Annotated in this window: 4 protein-coding genes; 1 reads left to right on the top strand and 3 read right to left on the bottom strand. The window is 61.5% G+C overall.

From position 1 onward, the window contains the following. Nucleotides 1-114: 114 nt before the first annotated feature. Genes K3M35_RS25590 through K3M35_RS25580 form a run of 3 tightly spaced genes read right to left on the bottom strand, consistent with a single transcriptional unit; the run spans nucleotide 115 to nucleotide 997 of the window. A complete protein-coding gene (locus K3M35_RS25590) occupies nucleotides 115-393 on the bottom strand; it encodes a hypothetical protein (RefSeq protein ID WP_220667262.1) in 279 nt (92 codons plus the stop codon). Between the two features lie 41 nt (nucleotides 394-434). Continuing rightward, complete coding sequence (locus tag K3M35_RS25585; protein WP_220667261.1) at nucleotides 435-725, bottom strand: type II toxin-antitoxin system RelE/ParE family toxin; 291 nt, start codon at nucleotides 723-725, stop codon at nucleotides 435-437. Further along, complete coding sequence (locus K3M35_RS25580; protein WP_220667260.1) at nucleotides 722-997, bottom strand: type II toxin-antitoxin system Phd/YefM family antitoxin; 276 nt, start codon at nucleotides 995-997, stop codon at nucleotides 722-724. Before K3M35_RS25580 ends, K3M35_RS25585 begins: the two co-directional genes overlap by 4 nt. Before the next feature lie 316 nt (nucleotides 998-1,313). Here K3M35_RS25580 and K3M35_RS25575 point away from each other — a divergent pair, with 316 nt between their 5' ends. Continuing rightward, the gene (locus tag K3M35_RS25575) at nucleotides 1,314-2,417 is read left to right on the top strand and encodes a site-specific integrase (protein WP_259444483.1); all 1,104 of its coding nucleotides are present in this window, start codon (nucleotides 1,314-1,316) and stop codon (nucleotides 2,415-2,417) included. Nucleotides 2,418-2,472 lie beyond the last annotated feature (55 nt).

Here is a 2,472-nt window from a genome sequence, read left to right as displayed (position 1 = left end):
AGCAATCATGGAGAACCGGCGAACGCAGCGCCGGCGATCCCTCATGCCTTCATCCGACAACGCAGCCACCTACGACTTATCCGCAGGTCAGCCTAGCCAGACGAAAGTTTGAGGCTAGCGGTCGATGTAGAGGCGTGCTGCGTGCCGTTTGGCGGCGGCTTGGTGTTCTTCGGCGGCGCGGAGTGTGTCGCGAAGGGATGCGAGGGCTTCGGTGATGCTGGCGATGGCTTCGGCGGGTGTGGTGGGTGCGCCGAGAGTGTCGACGGCTAGATCGTCGCGTTGGGCGAGGTCACGGTAGTCGCGCTCGATGTCGAGCGCCTGGCGTTGCAGAGCGATGATGGGGTCGTAGAGCTGGTCGATAGCGTGGTCGAGGGTGTTCCCGGGGTCGTTCACGACATTCTCTCCTTCGTCCAGGTATGCAGTGCCACAGTCAGTTAGGTGCGATAGGCGTGTGCACGGTGGTCGATTCTGACGACAACGATGGTGTGGTTGGGGTCGTCGATGCGGAGCAGGACGCGGTAGTCGCCGCGGCGGGCGCTGTGGAGGCCGGCGAGGTCGTCGCGCAGCGGCTTGCTGAGCCGGTGCGGGTTGCTAGCGAGAGGTCCGGAGACGAATTCGATGACGGCGTGGACGATCCGGGGCGGAAGGCGTTGAAGGTCGCGGCGAGCTGGGGATGCGACCTCGACCCGGTACGGGGCCGGCGAGTCTGTCGGAGCGTCGCTCATTTCGGCGGCATGCCGTGTTTGGCGCGCAGGTCGTCGATGGAGACGGTGTGGCCCGCGGCGTACTCGGCGTCGGCGGTAGCGACGTCGTCGCGGACACCGGCACGTGAGAGCCAGTAGATCGTCTCGTGCAGCGATTCGAGGTCGTCGGCCGACATCAGCACCGCAGCAGGTTTGCCGTGCTTGGTGATCGTGATGATGTCGTGCGTGCTCTCGGCGCTGTCGACCAGCGCGGAAAGCTTGTCCTTGGCTTCACCCAGTGGCACTGTCGTCATGCCGTCCAGTGTAGCCGTTTGACTGGCCTGTCAACAGCCACACTTTTAGCCGATAATATATCTTATGTCAACCCGAGCCCTGCATATTGCATCAGATGCATCAACTCGGGCACTCCTCCAACCGTGCCTCAGCAAGTGCCAACCCAACTGCTACACAGCGACATTCGGAGCATCGAAGGTTTCGCGAACGCCCCGAGAGCCTAAGCCTGTGACGTGGCAACCAACCAGTCCGCGATTCGTTGACCTGGGGTCTTGACTTGATGATGCATCAGATGAATCATTGATGCATCAGATGAGACACGGCCTGGAGGTGCCGATGGCGGTTGACGATGTTGGACGCGCCTATCTCGTCAGTGCTGTCCGGCCGCTGCACCCCGAGGAACAGACCATCGCAGAGATGCTGCAGGGATGGCGCAACCAGCAGCTCAGCCGCAACCTTCGGTTCGAGACCATCGATGCCCGCATCAAGCAGGTCGAACGGTTCATCGAGCACTCGAATGAGCACCCGTGGTCCTGGACAGTTGCAATGGTCGACGAGTTTTTCGGCGATCTCAGATCGATCCACAGTCTCTCCCAGTCCTCCATCCGCGCCTATCAGGTGGGCCTGCGGCAGTTCTGCTCATACATCAGCAACCCCGACTACGGCTGGGACCGCGTCTGCGAGGAGCTATTCGGCACCCATCCAACGCAGGTCTTCTTCGACTGGAACACGGCCCAGCACGTCCAAGAGAACGAGTCCAGGCCAGATAAGCGAGCCTTCACCAAGCGCGAGATTCAAGACTTCTTCGACCATGCCGACGACCAGGTCTCGGCGATCGCCGCATCGGGCCGCAAGGGGTGGCTGCCGGCCTATCGCGATTCCGTAATGTTCAAGCTCGCCTACTCCTACGGCCTTCGCTTCAACGAGCTCGCACACCTCCGAACCGTCGACTTCGCGCGAAACCCTCACGCCAAGGAGTTCGGCAAGTTCGGGGTCGTCAACGTGCGATACGGCAAGGCCAAGAAAGGGTCCCCTCCAAAGCGTCGTGGCGTACTTACTGTCTTCGACTGGACCCCCGACGTCATCACCGACTGGCTCGAAAACGGTCATGGCCACATGGACGACGGCATAGATCTCTTCCCCAGTGAACGCGGCAATCTGGTCTCTGAAACTACGCTGATCCGACGTTTCCGCCGATACTGCGACGATCTGGACCTGTCGCCAGGGCTCGACCTCCACTCCTTTCGACGGTCATACGCAACCCACCTGCTCGAGGACGGCTGGGACGCGATGTTCGTCCAGCACCAAATGGGTCATGAGCACGCATCCACCACCGCGATCTACAGCTGCGTGAGCAGCGATTACCGGACGCGAACGGGACTGCTGCACGATCAGGTGACAGGTTCGGTCACGCAGCCTGAGTGGCTGGTGTGGTCATGATGGTCTCGTATTCGACAGGGGTCAATCTGCCGAGCCTGGCTTGGCGTCGGCGGCG

It is taken from the genome of Rhodococcus sp. DMU2021 (assembly GCF_019641445.1).
Taxonomy (GTDB): Bacteria; Actinomycetota; Actinomycetes; order Mycobacteriales; family Mycobacteriaceae; genus Rhodococcus; species Rhodococcus pyridinivorans.
This window is presented reverse-complemented; position numbering and strand designations above follow the sequence as displayed.